Origin of the sequence: Candidatus Pseudothioglobus singularis PS1 (assembly GCF_001281385.1) — a bacterium.
Classification (GTDB): Bacteria; Pseudomonadota; Gammaproteobacteria; order PS1; family Pseudothioglobaceae; genus Pseudothioglobus; species Pseudothioglobus singularis.
In genome coordinates, this window is record NZ_CP006911.1 from 423,024 (window position 1) to 447,647 (window position 24,624).

At 38.1% G+C, this 24,624-nt stretch carries 20 protein-coding genes and 4 tRNA genes; 20 read left to right on the forward strand and 4 right to left on the reverse strand.

Going from position 1 to position 24,624, the window contains the following annotated elements; genetic code table 11:
* Window positions 1-5 precede the first annotated feature (5 nt).
* The 4 genes from W908_RS02150 to mraZ form a co-directional block, all read right to left on the reverse strand.
* On the reverse strand, window positions 6-1,835 hold the full coding sequence (locus W908_RS02150; protein ID WP_236849157.1) for a peptidoglycan D,D-transpeptidase FtsI family protein: 1,830 nt from the start codon (window positions 1,833-1,835) through the stop codon (window positions 6-8).
* Window positions 1,832-2,017, reverse strand: a complete 186-nt coding sequence (locus tag W908_RS02155; RefSeq protein WP_236849158.1) for a hypothetical protein — start codon at window positions 2,015-2,017, stop codon at window positions 1,832-1,834. The genes W908_RS02150 and W908_RS02155 overlap by 4 nt, the downstream gene beginning before the upstream one ends.
* 89 nt (window positions 2,018-2,106) lie before the next feature.
* Window positions 2,107-3,060 carry a 16S rRNA (cytosine(1402)-N(4))-methyltransferase RsmH gene (rsmH, locus tag W908_RS02160; RefSeq protein WP_053819730.1) on the reverse strand — a complete coding sequence of 318 codons (954 nt, stop codon included), beginning with the start codon at window positions 3,058-3,060 and terminating at the stop codon, window positions 2,107-2,109.
* Window positions 3,061-3,064: 4 nt separating this feature from the next.
* Window positions 3,065-3,517, reverse strand: coding sequence for a division/cell wall cluster transcriptional repressor MraZ (mraZ, locus tag W908_RS02165; protein ID WP_053819731.1), 453 nt, complete (start codon window positions 3,515-3,517; stop codon window positions 3,065-3,067).
* A gap of 197 nt (window positions 3,518-3,714) precedes the next feature.
* On the opposite strand from mraZ, the gene W908_RS02170 reads away from it, so the two are divergent.
* The 20 genes from W908_RS02170 (at window position 3,715) to rpoC (ending at window position 24,495) form a co-directional block, all read left to right on the forward strand.
* Window positions 3,715-5,055, forward strand: coding sequence for a trimethylamine monooxygenase (locus tag W908_RS02170; protein ID WP_053819732.1), 1,341 nt, complete (start codon window positions 3,715-3,717; stop codon window positions 5,053-5,055).
* A 140-nt stretch (window positions 5,056-5,195) separates the two neighbouring features.
* Window positions 5,196-5,687 carry a hypothetical protein gene (locus W908_RS02175; RefSeq protein WP_053819733.1) on the forward strand — a complete coding sequence of 164 codons (492 nt, stop codon included), beginning with the start codon at window positions 5,196-5,198 and terminating at the stop codon, window positions 5,685-5,687.
* A complete protein-coding gene (locus W908_RS02180; protein WP_053819734.1) occupies window positions 5,674-6,279 on the forward strand; it encodes a succinate dehydrogenase/fumarate reductase transmembrane subunit in 606 nt (201 codons plus the stop codon). Before W908_RS02175 ends, W908_RS02180 begins: the two co-directional genes overlap by 14 nt.
* Window positions 6,266-8,194: a fumarate reductase/succinate dehydrogenase flavoprotein subunit gene (locus tag W908_RS02185; protein WP_053819735.1), complete on the forward strand. Its 1,929-nt coding sequence runs from the start codon at window positions 6,266-6,268 to the stop codon at window positions 8,192-8,194. The genes W908_RS02180 and W908_RS02185 overlap by 14 nt, the downstream gene beginning before the upstream one ends.
* Entirely contained in the window at window positions 8,191-8,913 is a 723-nt protein-coding gene (locus W908_RS02190; RefSeq protein WP_053819736.1) for a succinate dehydrogenase/fumarate reductase iron-sulfur subunit, read from the forward strand. The genes W908_RS02185 and W908_RS02190 overlap by 4 nt, the downstream gene beginning before the upstream one ends.
* Window positions 8,914-8,936: 23 nt before the next feature.
* Complete coding sequence (mdh, locus tag W908_RS02195) at window positions 8,937-9,872, forward strand: malate dehydrogenase (RefSeq protein WP_053819737.1); 936 nt, start codon at window positions 8,937-8,939, stop codon at window positions 9,870-9,872.
* 26 nt (window positions 9,873-9,898) lie between these two features.
* Window positions 9,899-11,125, forward strand: a complete 1,227-nt coding sequence (locus W908_RS02200) for a malic enzyme-like NAD(P)-binding protein (protein ID WP_053819738.1) — start codon at window positions 9,899-9,901, stop codon at window positions 11,123-11,125.
* Between the two features lie 80 nt (window positions 11,126-11,205).
* Window positions 11,206-11,290: transfer RNA gene (locus W908_RS02205), tRNA-Tyr, on the forward strand.
* 21 nt (window positions 11,291-11,311) lie between these two features.
* Window positions 11,312-11,385 (forward strand) — tRNA-Gly (locus W908_RS02210).
* Window positions 11,386-11,400: 15 nt separating this feature from the next.
* A tRNA-Thr gene (locus W908_RS02215) sits at window positions 11,401-11,476 on the forward strand.
* Window positions 11,477-11,507: 31 nt separating this feature from the next.
* Entirely contained in the window at window positions 11,508-12,698 is a 1,191-nt protein-coding gene (gene tuf, locus W908_RS02220; protein WP_020026356.1) for an elongation factor Tu, read from the forward strand.
* A 56-nt stretch (window positions 12,699-12,754) separates the two neighbouring features.
* Window positions 12,755-12,830 (forward strand) — tRNA-Trp (locus W908_RS02225).
* A gap of 15 nt (window positions 12,831-12,845) precedes the next feature.
* Window positions 12,846-13,229 carry a preprotein translocase subunit SecE gene (gene secE / locus W908_RS02230; RefSeq protein ID WP_053819739.1) on the forward strand — a complete coding sequence of 128 codons (384 nt, stop codon included), beginning with the start codon at window positions 12,846-12,848 and terminating at the stop codon, window positions 13,227-13,229.
* Between the two features lie 13 nt (window positions 13,230-13,242).
* On the forward strand, window positions 13,243-13,776 hold the full coding sequence (nusG, locus tag W908_RS02235; RefSeq protein WP_053819740.1) for a transcription termination/antitermination protein NusG: 534 nt from the start codon (window positions 13,243-13,245) through the stop codon (window positions 13,774-13,776).
* Window positions 13,777-13,841: 65 nt separating this feature from the next.
* Complete coding sequence (gene rplK, locus W908_RS02240) at window positions 13,842-14,270, forward strand: 50S ribosomal protein L11 (RefSeq protein ID WP_020024538.1); 429 nt, start codon at window positions 13,842-13,844, stop codon at window positions 14,268-14,270.
* Window positions 14,271-14,272: 2 nt separating this feature from the next.
* Window positions 14,273-14,968 carry a 50S ribosomal protein L1 gene (gene rplA / locus W908_RS02245; RefSeq protein ID WP_053820771.1) on the forward strand — a complete coding sequence of 232 codons (696 nt, stop codon included), beginning with the start codon at window positions 14,273-14,275 and terminating at the stop codon, window positions 14,966-14,968.
* Window positions 14,969-15,184: 216 nt separating this feature from the next.
* On the forward strand, window positions 15,185-15,706 hold the full coding sequence (gene rplJ, locus W908_RS02250; RefSeq protein WP_053819741.1) for a 50S ribosomal protein L10: 522 nt from the start codon (window positions 15,185-15,187) through the stop codon (window positions 15,704-15,706).
* A 24-nt stretch (window positions 15,707-15,730) separates the two neighbouring features.
* Window positions 15,731-16,111, forward strand: coding sequence for a 50S ribosomal protein L7/L12 (gene rplL, locus W908_RS02255; RefSeq protein WP_053819742.1), 381 nt, complete (start codon window positions 15,731-15,733; stop codon window positions 16,109-16,111).
* 99 nt (window positions 16,112-16,210) lie between these two features.
* A complete protein-coding gene (gene rpoB / locus W908_RS02260; RefSeq protein ID WP_053819743.1) occupies window positions 16,211-20,293 on the forward strand; it encodes a DNA-directed RNA polymerase subunit beta in 4,083 nt (1,360 codons plus the stop codon).
* Between the two features lie 14 nt (window positions 20,294-20,307).
* Complete coding sequence (gene rpoC / locus W908_RS02265) at window positions 20,308-24,495, forward strand: DNA-directed RNA polymerase subunit beta' (protein WP_053819744.1); 4,188 nt, start codon at window positions 20,308-20,310, stop codon at window positions 24,493-24,495.
* Window positions 24,496-24,624 lie beyond the last annotated feature (129 nt).

The window sequence follows — 24,624 nt, forward strand, 5'->3', positions numbered from 1 at the left end:
AGAAATTACTTCAGGATCATTAATGAGTATTCTTTCCATGGCTTTTTAAAAGCCATGGAAGCAGAATTGGATCCTTCACATCGGTTTCTCATGGTTGGATCCCATGATACAAAGCATTTTTTTGGATAATCAAGCCTGACAGCCATAATGTATTTAGGTTTATCCGCAGGAGAGTAACCAACAAAATAAGTTCTCTTGGCGCCGTCTTTATTGTATTGACCATCTATAACCATTTCAGCAGTTCCAGTTTTGCCAGCTACTGAATATCCATCAATAACTGCACGGTAACCAGAGCCATTATCTGAAGCTACAGAATCTAAAATCTGAGAGATTCTTTGTGTTGACTCTGGAGTAAATACTTGTGTAATACTTTCATTTTTATTATCATCTTTTAGAAGCTTAAGTGAAGGGAGAGCCCCATCATTTGCAAAGACTAGATAGGCTCTTGCAAGCTGAGCAAGATTGGTATTCATAGGTCCATGGCCAAAAGAGAGAGATCTTTTATCAGCCAAGCCCCAATTACTAAAATGTCTCAAGACTCCTGAGTTTTCTGTCCCAGGCATCACCCCCAGGGATCTTCCAAAACCCAGTTTTTCCCATGTGTCATAGAACTCTTCATTTTCAATATTTTCAGCTACCATTACCGTACCTAAATTATGTGATTTTTCGAGTATTTGTTGAATTGTCATTTCAAAATACTTTTTATCAGGAGGTATATTTCCAACACGATTTTTAACATCTATTAACTCATCATCAGTGGCAGTTATGACTCCTTTGTCTAAGGCAAGAAGCATCGTGAAAGGTTTCATTGTCGATCCTGGCTCGGTTTTATCAGAAAAAACACGATTTCTATAATCATCTGCACTATAACTTTGATGATTATTTGGATTTGTTGATGGGTAATTGGCTAGCGCTAATATTTCACCATTTGGAGACAGAACGATTGCTGCAGCCGAATCTGCCTCATGGAATTCTGCCTGTTCTTTTATTGCATTGAAAACATGAAACTGAATGTCTGAATCAATCGTCAGCTTTAAGTCTTCTCCTTGCTTAAATTTTTTAATTATTTCAGCATCATAATAGATATTTGAATTATCTTTATTGTCTGCTAGCCTTTTTACTCCATTGATTCCAGCTAAATATTGATCATATTCAGACTCAATTCCAAATACCCCAATATTTTCTGAATTAGTTTTTCCAATCAAAGGCGCGATAGAGTCTTTTTTTGGATAATAACGAAAGCCGCCTGATTCAATAGCTACGCCAGCTATTCGTTGTCTAGCACATTTGTTTACCTCAATCATTTCTTTGGCAGATGGCTTCATCCCAATAATCTTTTTAGCCTTATCGATAAGAGTGATGGTAGGATTTTTAGATGTCTTAAAACACACCTTAGACCTTTTCTTTTGAAGTTCAGCAATATTTTTTAAAATAGGATCATTTACCTTGAGTTTTTCTTTAACAATAAAGTATTTTCTTTTATTTATTTTTTTTTCAATAATTTGCTCCCTGAAATCCATTCTGGGCATCTCTAATGCATCTGCCAAGAGATCAATATATTCTTCTTGAATAATCATAGGATCTAGATTAATTTTTTTATGTATCAGATTGATTGCAAGCAGATTATTATTTCTATCTAAGATGTTTCCTCTAATTGATTTTTCTACAAGTGAAAACTCTGAATTTTTAGAGGCTTTGGCTTTAAGAGGAATATCGTTTGCTTTAATATCGGTTACACTAAAGGCGCGATAGATAAAAATGATGACAATTGCAATAAAGCAAATTTTGACAAGTGACTGCCTATTTCTATAACCTTGAACGCGAGCTATTTTCATATGGTCACCTCTTCCATTTCAGACTCAAGAGGAGCAATCATTAATAATTCATCTTGTGATTTTTGATAGACAGTTACTCCACTTTGAATTTCAGAATATTCCATCATTAACTGCCTATTCAAGGCATTAATTTTTTCATTCTCATTTTTGAGTGTTTTCTCTGTTTTATGCAGTAAATACATTTCATGATGCCAATGGATGCTTAATATTGATAAAAGTATTATTGAAATTACTAAACTAAAATTAATTACAATCCTTTTTTGAAAAATCGCTAACACTTCTCAGCTATCCTTAAAATTGCACTTCTTGATCTTCTGTTTATTTTTATCTCTTCATTTGAAGGCTTCACTTTCCCTAGATCCTTAAGGAGGCAAGGTTGAGTATCATTCATCATGATAGGTAAGCCTTTTGGAATCTGCTTAGGCCGAGAGTGTTTTTGGATAAATTGTTTAACAATTCTATCCTCAATTGAGTGAAACGAGATAACAGCAAGCCTTCCTCCTTTATCTAAAGCATCAATCGTTTGGTTTAATGCTTCAGAGAGCATTATTAGCTCATCATTAATGGCTATCCTTATGGCCTGAAAAGAGCGCGTTGCAGGGTGCTTATTTTTGCCTGGTTTGACGACGGTCGAAATGAGATTTGCTAACTCAAGAGTTGTCTTGATTTCACTATTTTTTTGATATTCCTTTATAGTTGAAGCAATAATACGACTTCTTTTTTCTTCTCCATATTGATAGAGCGTATCAGCGATTTCTTTTTCACTTGTCTCTTTAAGCCATTCTGTAGCAGTGAGTCTTTGAGATTGATCCATCCTCATATCAAGTAAACCATCTTTATTAAAGCTAAATCCCCTATCGGCATTGTCTATTTGAGGAGAGGAGATTCCTAAATCCATTAAGACTCCATCAACTTTACCAATCAAATTAATTTTATTAAGCTCATCATTTAAGTTTGAAAAATTACTATGAATCAGCTCTAGCTGTGGGTCAGAGAAATTAATCTCTGCATATTTAATTGCATCAATATCTTGATCAAATCCTATAACCCTTCCCAAGCTATCTAAATGATTTAGTATTCCTTGAGTATGACCACATCGGCCCAAAGTGGCATCAACATAGATGCCACCTGATTTTATGTTTAGACCTTTTAAAACCTCATTAAAGAGAACAGAGTCATGATAGTTAGATTCTTTAGTGGACGCATTATTCTTACTTAATGACATTTAACTAAAGAGAAAGTTTTGAAATTTCCTGAGGTACTTCAGTTTGATTGCTTAGTCTTTCAATTTTTTCAATTTGATCTTTCCATGCCCTTTCATCCCAGATTTCAAAACTTTTACCTTGTCCACTCAGTATAACTTTATTATTTAAATTAGCGTAATTCTTATGAGAGCTAGGAATAAGAATCCTACCAATTTTGTCTAATTCACAATCAATGGCATGACCAATAAGTTTTCTTGATAATTTTTTGGTATGAATATTAAGAGATGGAAGTTCTCCAATTTTGAGTTCTAGTTGCTGCCAATCTTTTAAAGGATAGAGAACGAGACAAGGATCATCAGGATGGATGCTCATGACCATCTGTCCAGAACAAATTTTAGTGACTTGCCCTAAATGACGAGTAGGAATTTTAATCCTACCTTTTGCATCCATTGCTAAGAGGTGAATTCCACGAAACATAAATCCATTTTATACCATTATTTACCATTTATTGCCACAAATAATTTTTTAGAAAATGGCTCTTACCTTTAATATTTTTTTTAAACTCATAATTTAGATAAATTAATATATTCCAAGAGTAAATGATTATATAAAATCAAAAATATCCCTACAATACTAATGGGAATAAAAAAAGTCTATATTTTGAAGGAGAGAGGATGAGACAAAGAGTTGGAATCATAGGCGCAGGCCCAAGTGGACTGGCACAGTTAAGGGCTTTTAAGTCTGCTGAAGAAAAAGGAGAAGAGTTGCCAGAAATAGTCTGTTTTGAAAAACAAGACAATTGGGGAGGGCTTTGGAATTATAGCTGGAGAACTGGGCTTGATCAGCATGGTGAGATTGCGCACAGCAGTATGTATCGTTACCTTTGGTCTAATGGGCCAAAAGAATGCCTTGAATTTGCTGACTATTATTTTGAGGAACATTTTGGCCACCCAATTGCCTCATTCCCTCCAAGGGAAGTTTTGTTTGACTATATTCAAGGTAGAGTAGAAAAAGCTAAGGTTAGGAATATGATTCGATTTAATACTGCAGTTCGAAATGTTGAATACGATGAAGAAAGTGAACTATTTTCAGTCACAGTGAGTAATCTTGTTGACGATGAAACTTACTCTGAAAAATTTGATTATGTCATTGTCGCGAGTGGACACTTTTCAACCCCCAATGTTCCAAATTATGATGGCTTTAGCCATTTTAATGGCAGGATATTACATGCCCATGATTTCAGAGACGCTATGGAATTTAAAGACCAAGATATTTTGGTCATAGGCAGTAGTTATTCTGCTGAAGATATTGGTTCACAGTGCTATAAGTATGGCGCTAAATCAATCACTAGTAGCTACAGAACGGCGCCAATGGGTTTTGGCTGGCCTGAAAATTGGGAAGAAAAGCCAGCGCTAGTTAAGGTGGATGGCAATACGGCTTTCTTTGCCGATGGGACTTCAAAAGAAGTAGATTCGATCATTCTGTGCACAGGTTACATTCATCATTTCCCCTTCTTACCAGATAGTTTAAGATTAAAAACTAATAATATCCTTTATCCTCTTGACTTATATAAGGGCGTCGTCTGGGAGAAGAACCCAAGACTTATGTATCTAGGAATGCAAGATCAATGGTACACATTTAATATGTTTGATGCGCAAGCTTGGTACGCAAGAGATATCATTCTAAAGAAGATCAGTCTTCCATCTTTTAGTGAAATGCAAGCACATACACTTGAATGGCATGAAAAAGAAACAGCACAAGACGATGTTGCATACGCGATTGACTTTCAAGGGGCTTATACTCAGATGCTGATTGATGAGACGGATTATCCTAATTTTGATATTGAGGGAGTTAACAGAACTTTTATGGACTGGAAACATAATAAGAAGGATGGAATTATGACTTTTAGAGATAAGTCACATGCCTCACTCATGACTGGAACCGAGTCTCCACCTCACCATACGCCATGGCTTGATGCTTTAGATGATTCTTTAGAAAGCTATCTTGATATTTAATTTAACTGGAGCGCTGTTTCAACATATGAATTTTTCATTGAACAAAATGAATTCTTCATATAAAAAACACAATTAAAGACTAAAATTCACCGGCTTATAAAATATAATATGCAGCTTACTAAAGGTTAAATTGTTATTCGGTGAACAATAAGGTCTATCATAAAATTGAAAACTCTTCAATTGAAGACGTTCTAGAGCGTGCGAGACAATATCGTTCTTTGCTTCAGCCCGAAATGGCAATTAGCATTTGCCTAGATATTTTTGCTGTTGATAACAATAATCAAGACGCTTTAGTCATATATATTCTTGCATTAACCGATCAGCTATCTCAGAGTGAATCTAAGGTCCACCGTAATAAAATTACAGATAGTATCAAAAAACTTAATTCAGAATTTTTACGTCATTATTACTCGGGAATTTTCCTAGAGAGGCAAGCAAGAAGCTTACTAAAGCACTCCATGTCTCGATCTTTTGCATATGATGGATTTATTGAAGCAATTGCAGAATTTGAGATCGCAGAAAAAATGGCTCCTGAACATTGCGCTGACCCAATTTTGCGATACAACAGTTGTCTAAGAACAATAAAAAAAGAGAACCTTCAACCACGTCAAGAATTCGATGAACTATACTAATAACCGAACAGTCAGTCTCAAAAAAATGATGGCAATGGCTGGATTATTTTGGTTTTTTTTCCTAATATTCTATCTATTGGGAGCTCTAACCTTTCACTCTGGTGAAGAGGCCTTTACTGCATTTTATGTCTGGTTTAATGGCTCAATTTTTTATCCTGTTTTAGCCACTTTATTAATAGCGACACTAGCTTTCCATGTAGTTGTTGCTGTTACGAGGCAACTTTCAAATAATATAAGTAGTGGTGATCGATATAAAAAACCTTATCCAAAGGCTGTCCCCCGAATAGTGGCATGGTCAGGTGCGTCTATTATTCTTATTTTTATCATTACGCACACCGTTCAAATGTTGTCTATTAATACTGTTGATTTATATTCGGAAATTACCAATATTTTTCAAAGGCCAGTAATGTGGGCCATATATGGGCTTGGAATGATTGCCATTTCAACACACTTACATCATGGACTTTCAAATGTACTTCAGACTTTGGGCGTTTCAAGCAAACAACATAAGGGTATTGCTCTCTTGATTGTTCTTCTTATCATGGCAGGTTATGCCTCAATTCCATTAGGTATTTTGTATGCAAAAGTTTAATTCAAATGTTCCAACAGGGCCTCTAGAGAATCGTTGGGAGAAGCATAAATTTGAGCTTGCTCTTATAGCGCCCCAAAATAGGAAAAAATACAATGTAATAGTCATTGGGACTGGTCTGGCAGGTGCATCATTATGTGCCACCTTAGGTGAGGCAGGATACAATGTCCAGTCTTTTTGTTACAATGATAGTCCCAGAAGAGCCCATTCAATTGCAGCTCAAGGCGGAGTCAATGCTAGTAAAAATTATCAAAATGATGGAGATAGTACCTGGAGACTTTTTTACGACACTATCAAGGGTGGAGATTTTAGAGCGAGAGAGTCCAATATTTATCGTTTAGCTCAATTGAGTTGTAACATTATTGATCAAGCCGTATCCCAGGGCGTTCCTTTTGCCAGAGAATACAGTGGTTATTTGGCAAATAGATCTTTTGGTGGCACCCAAGTGTCCCGAACTTTCTATGCTAGAGGTCAAACCGGCCAGCAACTCCTTTTAGGCGCATATAGTTCTATGAGTAAAGAAATCGCCTCAGGGAGAGTTAAACATAAGTCAAGATGTGAAATGTTAGAAGTCATACTTATTGATGGAAAGGCCAGGGGTATTGTTGTAAGAGACCTAACGACTGGTGAAATTTCATCTCATACAGCTGATTGTGTTGTAATGTGCACGGGGGGCTATAGTAATGCTTACTATCTGTCAACAAATGCAAAAGGCTGTAACACCTCTGCAACATGGAGAGCCCATAAGAATGGAGCTTACTTTGCAAATCCAAGCTTTACTCAAATCCACCCCACATGTGTCCCACCAACTGGCGACAGCCAGTCAAAGCTCACATTGATGAGTGAGTCACTGAGAAATGATGGCCGCATATGGGCTCCAAAAAATAAAGAAGATTGCGATAAGAGTCCAAATGATATTGCAGAAGAAGATCGTGATTACTTTTTAGAGAGAATGTATCCAGCCTTTGCTAATCTTGTTCCAAGAGATATTGCTTCCAGAGCTCTTAAGGGTATATGTGATGAAGGAAGAGGAATTGGTTCAGTTGTAAATAATCAGCGCCTTGGGGTTTATCTTGATTTTTCCTCGGTGATTCAAAAAATGGGGACTGAAAAGGTTAAAGAGAAATACGGAAATTTATTCGATATGTATAAGAGTATTACCGGTGAAAACCCTTATGAAGTTCCAATGAAAATTTATCCAGCTCCTCATTACACAATGGGTGGCTTATGGGTTGATTACAATTTGATGACAACAATAGATGGTTTGTTTGCTTGCGGAGAGTCTAATTTTTCAGACCATGGCGCTAATCGCCTTGGAGCTTCTGCTTTGATGCAAGGCCTTGCAGATGGATATTTTGTTGCTCCACAGACAGTAGCTAACTATCTAGCACGAGGAAAATTTGAGGAGGTTAATGATGACCATCCTGAGGTATTGGCAGCCGTTGATTCAGTTAAAAGTCGCATTGATAGTTTAATGAATGCTCCTGATCCTCAGCATTCTCCAGATTACTTCCATAGAAAGATAGGAAGTATTTTGTGGACGTCATGTGGAATGGCAAGAGATAAGGATTCGCTCAAAGATGCAATCGCTTCAATTGAGAAACTCAAGTCAGATTTTTGGCAAAAAATTAAAGTGACTGGTGTTGACAAAGATTTTAATCAGACACTTGAAAAGGCTGGAAGGGTTGCAGATTTTATTGAACTTGGATATTTAATGTGTGTTGATGCTTTGGATCGAGATGAATCATGCGGTGCGCATGCGCGCCTTGAGTATTTGGCTGAAAGTGGAGACGCGATGAGGGATGATGAAAATTTTGGATATGTGGCTGCTTGGGAGTTCAGTGATGACAAACCTGTACTTCATAAAGAGCAACTTGATTTCGAGTTTATCAAGCCAACATATAGGGACTACAAATGAATTTTACATTACATATCTGGCGACAAAAAAATACGCAAAGTGGTGGAAGTTTTGTCACCTACAAGATAAGCGATATTGACAGTGACACTTCTTTTCTTGAGATGCTCGATCAGCTAAATGAAGAGCTTATAGAAAAAGGGGAGGACTGTGTTGTTTTTGATTATGATTGCCGAGAGGGTATTTGTGGTACTTGTTCATTGGTAATAAATGGGCATCCTCATGGTGAAAAAAAGGCCACTACAACTTGTCAGCTATATATGAGGGATTACGCAAATAAAAGGGAATTATGGATTGAGCCTTGGAGGGCAAAAAGCTTTCCAATAGTCAAGGATCTTGCAGTCAAGCGAGAGGCATTCGACCGAATCATTCAATCTGGTGGATTTATTTCTGTGTCAGTTGGCTCTGCTCCAGAGGCCAACTCACAATTAGTCAATAAAGATGATGCTGATTGTGCATTTGATTCAGCAACTTGTATTGGCTGTGGTGCATGCGTTGCAGTTTGTCCAAATGCTTCAGCTTCATTATTTGTAGCCGCAAAAATCAACCATTTTGAACGCTTACCTCAGGGAAAAATTGAAAGCAAAAAGCGGGCAGAGAGGATGATTAATCAGATGGAAGAGGAAGGGTTTGGAAGTTGTTCAAATCATCGACATTGCGAAACGGTTTGTCCAAAAGAAATTTCGGTTAGCAATATTGCTGCCATGAATAATTTACTATAAAAATAATTAATTTAGGAGATGTGATGAAAGTTGTAATATTAGGTGCTGCAGGTGGAATTGGTCAGGCTCTTGCCTTGCTTCTTAAAACAGAGCTTCCCAGCGGAACAGAATTGTCTTTGTATGATATTGCTCCAGTAACGCCCGGGGTTGCAGCTGATTTAAGTCACATCCCAACTCCAGTTAAAGTGGAAGGTTATTCGGGTGAAGATCCCTCTCCTGCTTTATTAAATGCTGATATTGTATTGATCTCTGCTGGTGTGGCTCGTAAGCCTGGCATGGATCGTTCAGATTTGTTTAATATTAATGCTGGAATTGTAAAAAATCTCGTTTCTTCTTGTGCTGATAATTGCCCCAAAGCCCTTATTGGTATAATTACTAATCCAGTTAACACAACTGTTGCAATTGCGGCTGAAGTTTTAAAAAATAAGGGTGTTTATGATCCCGCAAAGTTATTTGGAGTCACCACTCTTGATGTGATTCGCTCAAGTACATTTGTTGCTGAAGTCTTCAATAAAGATCCAATGGATGTTAAAGTGCCAGTTATTGGGGGACATTCTGGAATCACTATTCTTCCCCTTCTCTCTCAATCTGGCTTCGAATTCAGTGACGATGATGCAGCCGCAATGACTAAACGGATTCAAAATGCAGGTACAGAAGTTGTCGATGCTAAAGCAGGGGGTGGCTCGGCCACATTGTCAATGGGACAGGCAGCCGCTAAATTTGGCTTATCTCTAGTAAGAGCCCTAAATGGTGAAAAAGACGTCATAGAGTGCACCTACGTTGAAGGATCTGGAGAGTTGGCTAGATTTTTTGCTCAGCCAGTGCTATTGGGTAAGAATGGTGTCGAAAAAATACTCAATTATGGCACTCTTTCAGATTTTGAACAGACTACCCTAGATGACGCCCTTGACACGCTCAGATCTGATATAAAAATCGGCGAAGAGTTTGTAAAGTATTAGTTAATTAACAAAATTTAAGGGTCAGAATGTCAAAAAGTTTGCATGATAGAGCTCTAGCTTATCACAAAGAAGGTGGACCTGGGAAGCTTGATGTAACCTCCCATAAAAAACTTGATAATGATCAAGATCTCAGTTTGGCATACAGCCCTGGCGTTGCTGCGCCGGTAAGGGAGATTGCTAAAGATCAGAGTAATGTATACCAATACACAATTAAGGGTAATTTGGTAGCGGTTATCACTGACGGTTCAGCGGTTTTAGGTCTTGGAAATGTTGGTCCTTTAGCAGCAAAGCCAGTTATGGAAGGAAAAGCAGTTTTATTCAAACACTTTGCAGGCATCAATGTTTTTAATATTGAGCTTGATACTCAAAATGTTGATGAAATAGTTAATACGGTTAAGAATATTGCACCTACTTTTGGCGGAATCAATTTGGAAGATATTTCTGCCCCACGCTGCTTTGAAATTGAAGAGCGATTAATTAAAGAGCTAGATATTCCTGTATTTCATGATGATCAACACGGTACTGCCATTATTGTTGCAGCTGGACTTTTAAATGCTCTTGAAATTCAAGGAAAATCAGTTACTTCTGCTAAGATTGTTGTTGCAGGTGGCGGTTCTGCTGGCATAGCAACTCTAGATTTATTAGTAAATCTTGGATTTAAAAAAGAAAATATGATTCTGGTTGACCGAAGGGGCGTTGTTTCTAAAGAACAAATAAGCATCGTTAATAAGTATAAAGCAGCTTTTGCGGTGAATACGAGTAAAAAAACTTTGGGTGATGCAATTGATGGAGCCGATGTCTTGATTGGCGTTGCAAGAGGTAATCTTGTTACTCAAGCTATGATTAAATCGATGGCCAAAAAGCCAATTATCTTTGCTTTATCTAATCCTGATCCTGAAATTTCAGTTGAGGATGTTTTTGCTTGTAGAGATGATGCATTGATGGCAACTGGCAGAAGTGATTTTCCAAATCAGGTTAATAATGTGATTGGTTTTCCTTATATTTTTAGAGGAGCGTTAGATGCTAATTCCAAGATTATCAATACTGAAATGAAAGTTGCAGCTGTGCATGCTATTAAGGATCTCGCAAAGCTACCTGCCCCTCAATCTCTATTAGAAATTTATCAAGTTGAAGAGCTCAGTTTTGGTAAAGATTATTTCATTCCAAAACCTTTTGATCCTAGACTCATTGACCTGATTCCAAAAGCTATATTTGATGCCGCAGTAAAGAGTGGAGTTTCACGCTTAAAATAATCATTTTTATACCTCATAATTAGCTTATTTAATCCTTGCTAAGCAGAATTAGTTATGGGATAATGTCCGATTGTTTTTTTGGAGGGGTGGCCGAGTGGTTAAAGGCGACGGACTGTAAATCCGTTCTCTCTGAGTACGTTGGTTCGAATCCAACTCCCTCCACCAGAGAAAAAAGAAAAGGAAATTGCGGGTGTCGTATATTGGTATTACCTTAGCCTTCCAAGCTAATGAGGTGGGTTCGATTCCCATCACCCGCTCCAAGTGGTTAGGACTGTGCTCACCTAGCTCAGTCGGTAGAGCACTTCCTTGGTAAGGAAGAGGTCGCCGGTTCAAATCCGGTGGTGAGCTCCACTTTAATTTGAATGTATACAGAGGATTAAAAATGGCAAAAGAAAAATTTGAAAGAACCAAACCACACGTAAATGTGGGAACAATTGGTCACGTTGACCATGGTAAAACGACTTTAACTGCAGCCCTTACTAAGGTGATGGCTGAAGCCCGTGGCGGTGAGTTCAAGGATTACGCAGATATTGATAATGCTCCTGAAGAAAGAGAGCGTGGTATCACTATCTCAACAGCACACGTAGAGTATGAGTCAGAAGCTCGTCACTACGCACACGTTGACTGTCCAGGACACGCTGACTATGTAAAGAACATGATTACAGGCGCTGCACAGATGGACGGCGCTATTATTGTAATCGCTGCTACTGATGGACCAATGGCTCAAACACGTGAGCACATTCTATTGTCTCGTCAGGTCGGTGTTCCATATATTGTTGTTTACATGAATAAAGCGGATATGGTTGACGATGAAGAACTCGTTGAACTTGTTGAAATGGAAATCCGTGAGCTTCTAACAGAATATGAATTCCCAGGTGATGACACGCCGGTTGTTTTTGGTTCAGCACTAAAAGCACTCGAGGGTGACACATCAGATATCGGTGTTCCTTCAATCCTGAAGTTGGTTGAAGCGTTAGACACTTATATCCCAACACCAGAGCGTGATACAGATAAGACATTCCTTATGCCAATTGAGGACGTGTTCTCAATCTCAGGTCGTGGAACGGTTGTTACTGGTCGTATCGAGCGCGGCGTTGTAAACGTGGGTGATGAAATCGAAATCGTAGGTATTAAAGACACTCAGTTGACAACTTGTACAGGTGTTGAAATGTTTAGAAAGTTGCTTGACTCAGGTGAAGCAGGTGATAACGTCGGTGTTCTTCTTCGTGGTACCAAGCGTGAAGAAGTTGAGCGTGGTCAAGTACTCGCTAAGAAAGGTACGATCAACCCGCACACTAAGTTTGAAGCTGAAGTCTATATCTTAAGCAAAGAAGAAGGTGGCCGTCATACGCCATTCTTCAACAACTATCGTCCACAGTTCTACTTCAGAACAACAGACGTAACTGGCGCATGTGAATTACCATCAGGTACTGAAATGGTGATGCCAGGCGACAATGTGAAGATGACAGTTGAGTTACTTGCTCCAATTGCAATGGAAGAGGGTTTAAGATTTGCAATTAGAGAAGGCGGACGCACGGTAGGTGCTGGAGTCGTCTCGAAGATTACGAGTTAAAAAGTATTTAAAGTAGGTGGCTACTCTTGAGTGGCCACTTTTAGGATTTGATATATAGGCAAGTGGCTCAATTGGTAGAGTAGTGGTCTCCAAAACCATTGGTTGGGGGTTCGAGTCCCTCCTTGCCTGCCAAATTAAAGGATATATGTGGCTAAACAAATAGACAATTTAAAGAGTGGTTCTGATCAATGGAAGACTATCCTGGCAGTTGTTGTAGTTATTGCTACACTTGCTTTGTATTATGTAAACCCTCTCAATTTCAATTCTCTGACTAAGGTGCTTGTCACTCTTGCGTTTTTTATTGCTGCAGGTGGAATATTTACTAAATCTAGCCAAGGTGATACCTTTGTACATTTCTTGAAAGAGACACGTATAGAGCTTAGAAAGGTAGTTTGGCCTACAAGAGAAGAGACATTGAAAACAACTGGAATCATTATGATTGCAGTGATCGTGGTGGCAATTTTCCTTTGGATTGTGGATGCATTCTTTACATGGGGTGTTCAGTCAATTTCTTCAATTAACATATTTTAAGTAAAGGATTTTCATGTCTAAGAATTGGTTTGTAATCCACGCAAGAAGCGGCTATGAAGCGAAAGTAAAGTTAGCCATTGAGGAAGCTGTTGCTAGGGAAGGAATAGAGGACTTGGTTGGTGAGATATTAATTCCTACTGAGCAGGTTGTTGAACTTAAAGGTGGAAAGAAAAAAGAAACTGAGAGAAAATTTTTCCCAGGGTATATGCTTATTAAGATGGAACTAACTGAGCCAAGCTGGCTGTTGGTAAAGAATACAAATAATGTTATTGGTTTTATTGGTGGATCTTCAGGAAAGCCCTCTCCGATTACACAAAGAGAGGTGGATAGAATTTTTGCTCGTGTTCAAGAGGGAGCAGACAAACCTAAACCAAAGGTTGCATTTCAACCTGGTGAAGAAGTTCTTGTTATTGATGGTCCATTTAATGAGTTTAATGGAACTGTTGAAAGTGTGAATTATGAAAAAAGTATACTGACAGTAGAGGTTTTAATTTTTGGTCGAACTACTGCAGTTGAACTAGAGTTTTCTCAAGTAGAGAAAACATAACATAGCCCATTGGGTTAATTTGTTAACGGGGAGCTTGATAGGCGTTTGTACCCATAGGAGATAAAATGGCAAAAAAAATTGAGTCGTATATTAAACTACAGGTCCCAGCGGCAGAAGCTAACCCTTCGCCACCTGTTGGGCCAGCTTTAGGTCAGCATGGTGTAAATATCATGGACTTTTGTAAGGCATTCAATGCCCAAACACAAGAGCTTGATAAGGGCATGCCTGTTCCAGTAATTATTACTGTTTACAATGATAGAAGTTTCACATTTGTAACGAAAACACCTCCTGCAGCTGTCCTTCTCCGAAAAGTGACGGGCATTGCAAAAGGAAGTGGTGAGCCTCATATTAATAAAGTTGGTACAGTTACTCGTGCCCAACTTGAGGAAGTTGCAAATATTAAAATGAAAGATTTAAATGCGAATGATTTAGATGCTGCTGTCCAAATCGTTGCCGGAACTGCCCGTTCTATGGGCCTTGTGGTGGAGGGTTAATGATGGCTAGTCTAACGAAAAATCAAAAAGCGAATATATCAAAAATTAAAGAAGGTGAAAAGTATAAAATTTCTGATGCTATAGCGCTAGTGAAAGAATGTGCAACTGCAAAATTTGATGAGTCGGTTGACGTAAGTATCAATTTGGGAATTGACACTAAAAAATCTGATCAAACTGTTCGGGGAGCTGTTGTTCTTCCGAATGGAACTGGTAAGGTTGTTCGTGTTGCAGTATTTACTCAAGGTGATAATGTTCAAAAGGCTACTGATGCAGGGGCAGACATCGTGGGTATGGACGATCTAATGAAAACTATGCAAGATGGAGATTTAAACTATGACGTTGTTATAGCCTCTCCAGATGCAATGGGTGTTGTTGGAAGATTGGGACAAGTTCTAGGGCCTCGAGGTTTGATGCCTAACCCTAAAGTAGGAACTGTTACTCCTGATGTTGCAACAGCCGTAAAAAATGCAAAAGCTGGACAGGTGCGCTATCGTGCAGATAAGTCCGGTATTGTTCATGCAGGTATTGGTAAAGCTTCTTTCGATGTTAAAGCACTAGAAGAGAATGTAACTGCTTTAATAGACGCTATTAAGAAAGCAAAACCAAGTTCAGCGAAAGGCGTGTACTTTAAAAAAATTAGTGTTTCTTCAACAATGGGCCCAGGCTTGAGTGTTGATGGAGCAAGCTTAGATATTTAAATAGATTTAACTACTGATAATTAATTTATCAGTTATGAATTCTTTGGGCGACAAGGTTACTTGTTTAGCCTCAAAGACCATAGGTGTGATGAGCTGCTAGCAGTTAATTACTTAATAAATTGATCCTTCAATTTGCCTATGTAGAGGGTATGGAAATACCTTGTGGCGAAAGTTGTAATTTTATAGCTTTCTTTTTTTAATTGTTCAGGAGAGACTATGGCTCTTAATTTTGAAGCAAAAAAAGCAGTTGTCGAACAGGTCAATGCAGTCGCTATAGGCGCTGTATCTGTTGGTGCTGCTGAGTATCGCGGATTGAATGTTGAACAAATGACTAACTTACGAAGCGCTGCTATTGAAGCAGATGTTTCTTTGCGTGTAGTTAAAAATACACTAGCAAAGAGAGCGTTAGCAGAGACAGGGTGTGAATGTATTTTACCTGTCTTAAGTGGACCGGTTATTTTGGGTTTTTCTCAAGAAGATCCGGGCGCTGTTGCGCGCGTTTTTCGTGACTTTATTAAAGAGAATAAAGACTTAGTCGTTAAAGGTTTGGGAGTATCCGGAGAGTTTGTTGATGCAGATCAACTCAAGCGAATCGCGAGTCTTCCAACTAAAGATCAAGCAATCAGTATGTTGATGGCGTTAATGCTTGCACCAACAGAGAAACTAGTTAGAACTTTAAATGAAGTTCCAACAAAGTTAACTCGCGTTGTGGCGGCAGTGCGTGATCAAAAACAATAATAATTATATAGAGGAGTAAATATCATGGCGAAATTAAGTAACGAAGATATTTTAGGCGCAATTGCAGATATGTCTGTAATGGACGTTGTTGAGTTGGTTTCAGCAATGGAAGAAAAATTTGGCGTTTCTGCAGCAGCAGTTGCAGCAGCACCAGTAGCGGCCCCAGCAGAAGCTGGTTCAGCAGCTGAAGAAAAGACTGAATTTGATGTAATGCTAACAAGCTTTGGAGACAAGAAAGTTGCTGTCATCAAAGCCGTACGTGGAATTACAGCACTAGGTCTTAAAGAAGCAAAGGATCTTGTTGAAAGCGCTCCAGCAGCAGTTAAAGAAGGTGTATCAAAAGCGGAAGCTGATGATATCCAAAAGCAGCTTGAAGAAGCTGGCGCTAGCGTAGAACTTAAGTAATTTGTTCAATGCAAAAAACCAAAATCCCCAAAAGGGGATTTTGGTGTTTTTATTCAAAAGTAATTTTGAAAACAATTTGGTGATTAATACGGGGCATTCATGACATATTCATTTACAGAAAAAAAACGTATCAGAAATAATTTTGGAACTAGAGAATCAATTCTTAAAGAGCCAGATCTATTGTCTATTCAAATTAATTCATTTAATAGCTTCATTCAAGAGGGAGCGGTCGAAAAAGAAAACATCGGCCTTCACTCAGTTTTTCAATCTGTATTTCCAATTACAGCCCTGAACGGATATGCAGAAATTGAGTACTTGGATTACGAGCTTCAAGAACCAAAATATAATGTCAAAGAATGTAAACTTAGAGGCGTGACTTATGCTGCAACACTGCAGGTAAAACTCAATCTAGTTCTATTTGATAAGAATGGATCCAATTTAAAGAAAAAGCGTCGCGTTAAGCAAGTTATTGAGGAAAGTGTCTATCTTGGCCAACTTCCACTCATGACTGACACAGGTACTTTTGTTATTAATGGTACAGAACGTGTTGTTGTCTCTCAGCTTCATCGTTCACCAGGTGTTATTTTTGAGCATGATAAGGGAAAGACACACTCTTCAGGAAAAATATTATTTTCTTCGCGTGTGATTCCATATCGCGGCTCATGGTTAGATTTTGAATTTGATCATCACGAACATTTATTTGTTCGAATTGACAGAAGAAGAAAGTTACCTGTTACGACTCTGCTCCGTGCTATGGGGCAGTCAACTAATGAAATTATTGACACTTTCTTTGATCATATTTCTGTGAAGATGAAAACTAAATCATGTGATTTAGTTATCAAGCCTGAACTTTTAAGAGGAATTATTGCTGAATTTGATATCAAAATTGGTAAGGATGTTGTAGTTGAGCAAGGCCGTAGAATTACTGCTAAGCATGTTAAGATGATGCAAACTGCAAAAGTTGACTCAATTAATGCACCATTAGAGTACCTGACCGGGAAAGTTATCTCTTCAGATATAGTTGATACTGATACCGGTGAAATCTTATTGGCTGCCAATACCTTAATATCAGAGGAATCAATTGAGGTTTTAACTGCAACTAAAATTAAGAAAATTAACATTATCTATATTAATGATGCTGAAAATGGTATTTACATTTCAGATACATTACGTCTTGATGAGCTTCAAACAGAGATTGAAGCCCGCATGTCCATTTACCATGTAATGAGACCTGGTGAGCCTGCGACAGAAGATGCAGTCAATGCACTTTTTTCAAATTTATTCTTTAATAATGATCGATATGACCTCTCAAAAGTGGGTCGTATGAAATTAAATAGACGCCTAGGAATCGAAAGTGAAACTGGTGAGCACGTTCTAACACATGATGACATTATTAATGTAATCAAAAAACTCATTGACATTAAAAATGGACATGATGTTGTAGATGACGTCGACACACTAGCTAATAGACGTGTAAGGGCTATTGGCGAAATGATTGAAAACCAGTTTAGAATTGGTCTAATCCGTGTTGAAAAAGCAGTCAAAGAAGGGTTAAATCTTGCTGAAACTGATGAGTTAACTCCTCAAGACTTGATTAATTCTAAGCCAGTTTCTGCTGCTGTTAGAGAGTTTTTTGGTTCTTCACAATTATCTCAATTTATGGATCAGGTTAATCCGCTATCAGGTGTTACTCATAAGCGCCGTATTTCTGCTCTTGGACCTGGAGGTCTAACAAGGGAGCGTGCAGGCTTTGAAGTGAGAGATGTTCATCCATCTCATTATGGAAGATTGTGCCCGATTGAAACTCCCGAGGGCCCAAATATTGGACTAATTAATACATTAGCAGTCTATGCCAAAACAAATTCATATGGTTTTTTAGAGACTCCTTATCAAGTTGTTAAGAATGGTCAAGTTACGAAAGAAATAGTTTACGTTTCTGCAATTGATGAGATTGATCATACGATTGCTCAGGCTAATTCTAAAGTAGATGCAAAAGGAAAGCTTCAAGATGATTTAGTCTCTGGAAGACATAAAAATGAATTTGTTTTAGTAGATAAGTCTGAAGTGACTCTTATAGATATTGACTCTAAACAAATTTCATCGGTTGCTGCTTCGTTAATTCCTTTTCTTGAGCATGATGATGCGAACCGTGCACTAATGGGTTCAAATATGCAGCGTCAAGCTGTTCCTGTGCTTCGCGCTGAAAAGCCATTAGTTGGAACAGGAATTGAGCGCGTTGTTGCAACTGACTCTAGAGTTTGTGTTGTTGCTGATCATGATGGAGTAGTAGAAACAGTAGACGCATCTAGAATCGTAATTCGAGTTGATTCTAAACAAGCTAAAGCCGGTGAACTAGGTGTTGATATTTATAGTTTAATTAAATATTCTCGTTCAAACCAGAATACTTGTATTAACCAGAAACCACTTGTGCAGCCTGGTGATAAGGTGGCTACTGGTGATGTTTTGGCAGATGGCCCTTCTACAGATTTAGGAGAGCTTGCATTAGGTCAAAACATGATGATTGCGTTTATGCCTTGGAATGGTTACAACTTTGAAGATTCTATTCTAATTTCTGAGAAGGTTGTTCAGGAAGATCGTTACACTTCGATTCATATCGAAGAGCTGACAGCTTACGCAAGGGATACGAAACTTGGTGCTGAGGAAGTTACTGCAGATATTCCGAACGTCAGTGAATCTGCCCTTTCAAAGCTTGATGATGTGGGTATTGTATATGTCGGAGCAAGAGTAAAAGGTGGTGACATACTAGTAGGTAAAGTTACACCAAAAAGTGAGACTGTCTTATCACCAGAAGAAAAATTATTACGTGCTATCTTTGGAGAAAAGGCCAATAACGTAAAAGATACTTCATTGAGAATGGGTGCTTCAAAGTCTGGTGTTGTCATCGACGTTCAAATCTTCACTAAAGATCGGGTTGCCAAAGATTCCCGTGCATTAGTAATTGATGAAGAGCGATTAGAGAATATTAAAAAAGATATTGATGATGAGTTTGGAATTATTGATGGAGATATTTTCCGAAGAATCCGTTTAAAAATATCTGGCAATGTTTCAACTAGTAACGTTGGCACTATTAAGAGTGGCGATAAGATTGCTGCAAAAGACTTGAAGTCTCTAGAGAACAGTGAGATTGCAAAAATAAAAGTTAAAGATGCTGCAGTGAATAAAGAAGTAGCTGCATTGGTAAAACAATCTAAAGCCAAACAAGAAGAGTTTGATGTATTTTTTGAGCAAGAAAGTGCCAAAATTAAAGAGGGTGCTGAATTACCACCTGGAGTCCAGAAGATGGTTAAAGTTTACGTGGCAACTCGTAAAACTCTACAAGTTGGCGACAAGATGGCTGGCCGTCATGGAAATAAAGGCGTAATCTCTAGGGTTTCTCCAGTAGAGGATATGCCTCATTTAGCTGACGGTACTCCTGTTGATGTTGTATTAAATCCGCTTGGTGTTCCATCTCGTATGAATGTTGGACAAGTTTTAGAAGTTCACCTAGGATGGGCTGCTAAAGGTCTTGGGTATAAGATTGGAAATCTTTTGGATGAGCATCGCAAAGATACCATTAAGCAAATCCGCTCAATGCTTGATTCTATTTACAATAGTTATGGAAAGGCCGAAGATTTGAAGTCATTTAGTGACGATGAGATATTAGAATTAGCTAATAATTTGAGAAGTGGTGTGCCAATGGCAACTCCAGTTTTTGATGGGATCAAAGAGGAAGATATTAAATCATTACTTAAGATGGCTGATTTACCTGAGAGTGGTCAAATTCAATTATTTGATGGCAGAACAGGAGATGCATTTGATCGTAATGTGACCGTTGGTTACATGCACATGTTAAAGTTAAATCATTTAGTAGACGATAAGATGCATGCTCGTTCGACTGGACCATACTCGTTAGTCACTCAGCAACCATTGAGTGGAAAAGCTCAATTTGGTGGCCAAAGATTTGGTGAGATGGAAGTATGGGCTCTTGAAGCATATGGAGCCGCTTATACTCTAAGAGAAATGTTAACAGTCAAATCTGATGATGTTAGTGGTAGAGCTAAGATGTATAAGAATATCGTTGATGGTGAAAATCGTACAGAGTCAGTCATGCCTGAGTCTTTTAATGTTCTAGTAAAAGAAATTCGATCTCTAGGTATTGATACTGAACTTGAACAAAATTAAATTAGGAGAATCCTTTGAAAGATTTATTACAAATTTTAAAACAGCAAAATAAAGAACAAGATTTTGATGCAATTAGAGTTGGTTTAGCTTCTCCTGAAAAGATTCGTTCTTGGTCTTTTGGTGAAGTTAAAAAGCCAGAAACAATAAACTATAGAACCTTTAAGCCAGAAAGAGAAGGTTTATTTTGTGCTAAGATTTTTGGTCCAATGAAAGACTTTGAGTGCTTGTGCGGTAAATACAAACGTATGAAGTTTAGAAATGTTGTTTGCGAAAAATGCGGTGTTGAGGTTACGCTTTCTAAAGTAAGAAGAGAGAGAATGGGGCATATAGAGCTTGCAGCTCCAGTAGCCCATATCTGGTACTTAAAGTCATTGCCATCTAGATTAGGTCTTCTTATGGATATGACGCTTAAAGATATTGAAAGAGTATTGTATTTTGAAGCTTTTTTGGTAACTGATCCAGGTAGTACTCCATTAATTAAGAAACAACTTCTTACTGAAGAGATGTATTTTGACGCACTTGATCAGTATGGTGATGATGAGTTTGTTGCTAAGATGGGCGCTGAAGCTATGCAAGATGTTCTTTCTGAAATGCAGCTTGAAAAAGAAGCGGCTAATTTACGTGAAGATGCACTAAATACAAAATCTCAAACTAAACTTAAGAAAATTAATAAAAGACTTAAGCTTGTCGACTCATTAATTAAATCTGGAAATAAACCTGAGTGGATGGTTCTTAATGTGCTCCCAATTTTACCACCTGATTTAAGACCGCTTGTTCCACTGGACGGTGGTCGATTTGCAACATCTGACTTGAATGATCTTTATCGTCGAGTAATTAACAGAAACAATCGTCTTGGTAGGCTTTTGGAGTTAGATGCACCTGAAATAATTGTCAGAAATGAGAAGCGTATGCTCCAAGAAGCTGTCGATTCATTAATTGATAACGGTAGACGTGGTCGTGCTGTTATGGGTAATAACAGGCGTCCTCTCAAGTCGATTGCAGATATGATTAAAGGAAAGCAAGGTCGATTCCGTCAAAACTTGCTTGGAAAGAGAGTTGATTATTCTGGACGCTCAGTTATTGTTTGTGGTCCATACCTAAAACTCCACCAATGCGGTCTTCCGAAGAAGATGGCATTAGAGCTATTTAAACCATTCATCTACAACCGCCTTCAGGCCAATGGACTTGCTTCAACAATTAAGGCTGCTAAAAAAATGGTTGAAAGCGAAATCCCTGAGGTTTGGGATATTCTTGAGCGTGTTGTTCATCAGCATCCAGTTCTTTTAAATCGTGCACCAACACTTCATAGACTTGGAATTCAAGCTTTTGAACCTTTACTAATTGAAGGCAAGGCTATTCAGCTTCATCCACTTGTTTGTACAGCTTTTAATGCTGACTTTGATGGTGATCAAATGGCTGTCCATGTCCCACTTTCAGAAGAAGCTCAGTTAGAAGCAAGAACACTCATGTTGGCCTCTAATAATATACTTCACCTTGCAAGTGGTGATCCAATTATTATTCCTTCACAAGATGTTATTCTTGGGCTTTATTATATGACTCGAGAGATGGTCAATCAAAAGGGCGAAGGTATGGTTTTTGCAAATACCAATGAAGCTCTTGCAGCTTACGATTCTAAACTAGTCAGTCTTCACTCTATGATTAAGCTTAGGGTTCAGGATTATGAAAAGACAGATTCTGGCTTTGTTCCTAGCACGACTCGAATAGTTGATACAACTATTGGAAGAGCGATTTTCTCTAGAATTCTACCCAAAGGTTTGTCATTTGACTTAATTAACGAAGCTTTGACAAAAAAGGTAGTATCAAACTTAATTCATGTTTGTTATAGAACTCAAGAACTCAAAGAAACAGTTATCTTTGCAGATCAAATGATGTACATGGGTTTTGAGTATTCAACTAAATCTGGTATTTCATTTTGCTCGAATGATATGATTATTCCAAGTGAAAAATCTGAAATGATTGACAAAGCGAATAATCAAATCAAAGATGTCCAGCAGCAATTTGCATCTGGAGTTGTAACAAATGGTGAGCGCTATAATAAAGTCATTGATATTTGGTCTAGAACTTCTGAGGAAGTTGCAAAGGCGATGATGGACAAAGTTGGCTATGAAGACATAACAGATTCTGAAGGAAAGACTGAAAAGAAACCATCTTTTAATTCAATCTATATGATGGCAGACTCTGGTGCTCGAGGTTCTCCTGCACAAATCAGGCAGTTAGCTGGAATGCGTGGTCTGATGGCCAAGCCAGATGGTTCAATTATTGAGACTCCAATTACAAGTAACTTCCGTGAAGGTCTTAATAACATGCAGTACTTTATTTCAACACACGGAGCCCGAAAGGGTCTAGCAGATACGGCTTTAAAAACTGCTAACTCTGGTTATTTGACTAGACGACTAGTGGATGTTGGACAAGACCTAGTGGTCACTGAAGAAGATTGTGGCACTGAAAATGGTCTCGTTATGAAGGCTGTTATTGATGGTGGCAATGTGGTTCAAACATTGGGTTCTGCCGTTCTTGGTAGAATTGTCTCTGAAGATGTTTTAATGCCAAATAGTAATAAAGTATTTTTAGAAAAAGACCATTTAATAACCTTATCCGATTCTGACCGTATCAATGAGTTAGGGATTGAATTTATTAAAGTAAGGTCTGCCATTACTTGCGAAATATCATATGGTGTGTGCGCGTCTTGTTATGGTAATGATATGGCAAGAGGACATAAGATTGGAGTCGGTGAAGCAGTTGGAGTGATTGCTGCTCAATCGATTGGTGAGCCAGGGACACAGCTCACAATGCGTACTTTCCACATTGGTGGTGCTGCTAGTTCATCAACTGCTGTCAATAGTATTAATATTGGCGCCAGCGGTATAGTGCACTATGAGAATATGAAATCAATTACCAATGCAAATGGAGATTTAGTTGTTGTTTCAAGATCTTCAGAAGCCTCTATAAGAAATGATTTAGGACAAGTAAAGGAAAGATATAAACTTCCTTATGGTGCTGTAGTTCATTTTAAAGATGGTGGTAAAGTTAAGGTAAAAGATAAGATTGCTGACTGGGATCCTCATACTCATCCAATCATTGCTGAAAACTCTGGAAGAGTTTCTTTTATTGACTTTGTTGAGGGTAAAACTGTTGTAAAGAGCTCTGATCCCCTTACAGGACTCACTTTCTTTGAGATGATTGAAGAAACAGAGAGGACTTCAGCAGCTAAAGATATGAAGCCAATGATCAAGCTGGTTGATAAAAAAGATAAGAAATCTATTCTATCTACTCACTACTTGCCTTCAGGTGTCAAAATTAATCTTGAAGATGGACAGCTTATTGCTGCAGGTGAAATACTTGCAAAGATTCCTAAAGCTGTTTCAAAAACGAGTGATATTACAGGTGGTTTGCCACGCGTTGCAGATTTATTTGAGGCTAGAAAAGCAAAGGATCATGCTATTCTTGCTGAGAATGCGGGTGTTGTTAGTTTCGGAAGCCCAACTAAATCTAAAGTACGTATGCTGATTACCAATGAAGAGGGTGACGTTACTGAAATGATGATTCATCATTGGAGAGCAATCAATGTATTTGATGGTGAAACCGTTGAGAAGGGTGATGTGATTTCTGATGGCCCTTCAAATCCTCATGATATTCTTAGATTATTGGGTGTTGAGGCTTTGGCTAACTACATTGTAAAAGAAGTTCAAAATGTTTATCGACTTCAGGGCGTTAAGATTTCTGACAAGCATATTGAAGTTGTCGTAAAGCAAATGCTTAGAAAAGTTGAAATTCTTGATAACGGTGATTCAAACTATGTGAATGGTGAAACTGCTGAACATGCTCATGTTGTTGAGAAAAATAAGCAATTAAAGGCCCAGAATAAGAAGGAAATTGTTTTCCAGAGATTATTAATGGGAATTACTAAAGCTTCATTATCTACTGAGTCGTTTATCTCTGCCGCTTCATTCCAAGAAACAACAAGAGTTCTTACTGAGGCTTCGATTACAGGAAGAGTCGATGACCTTAGAGGCCTTAAAGAGAATGTAATTGTAGGTAGGCTTATTCCTGCTGGTACAGGTTTTAAGCATCATCAAGAGAAGAGGAAAAAGCGTGTAGCTGATTCTTTTATGCAAACTAGTGAAGCGGAGCAAGAGCTGTCAGAGCAGCTAAGTGAAGTCGAAGCAGAAGCTGAAGAATAATTAAGCTTAAAGCGATGAAGGGGATTTCATTTATTAAATGAAATCCCCTTTTTTTTATTCCCTTTTCTTAAGATTATTTTCAGGGGGGTATTCTAAAGTTTTCATAAACTTGGTAATGATAAAATACAT